Raw genomic sequence first — 513 nt, forward strand, 5'->3', positions numbered from 1 at the left:
TTTCCCGGTGGGTAGCGGAGTACCGCAGCACACACAGGGGATTGAGCGTGGCAATGGCTTCCTTGGCCTTTGGTGTATTGTCTACACTCTGGGGTTCGTCGATGATGACAATGGGGTGGGTATTCTGAATAAAGCCCATGGCCGTCTCGCCGCCCAAACGATCCTGGGCCTGGTTGATAATGTTCTCCGCCTTCTTGAAAGCGTCGATGTTTATAATCATCACTTCGATGTTAGAGCTGGTGGCGAACTGGCGCACATCGGACAGCTTGGCGGAGTTGTAGATGAAGTACCGGCAGGGCACGTTGTCGTATTGCAGGCCAAAATGCTCCTGAGTGACCTGAAAGGACTTGTAGACGCCCTCCCGGATGGCCACCGACGGCACCACAATGACGAACTTGGTAAACCCGTACTTGCGGTTCAGCTCAAAGATGGTCTTGGTGTAAACATAGGTCTTGCCGGTACCGGTTTCCATCTCAATGCAGAACTGGCAGCGTGCCGCTGCACCCAATACGC

General features: G+C 54.2%; 1 protein-coding gene. It reads right to left on the reverse strand.

What is annotated here, in order from left to right; translation table 11 throughout:
* The coding region (locus H7U37_RS16560) for a DEAD/DEAH box helicase family protein (protein ID WP_338049849.1) at window positions 1-472 on the reverse strand (472 nt) is incomplete at its 3' end.
* Window positions 473-513 lie beyond the last annotated feature (41 nt).

It is taken from the genome of Pseudoflavonifractor phocaeensis (assembly GCF_016901735.1).
Lineage (GTDB): Bacteria > Bacillota > Clostridia > Oscillospirales > Oscillospiraceae > Pseudoflavonifractor_A.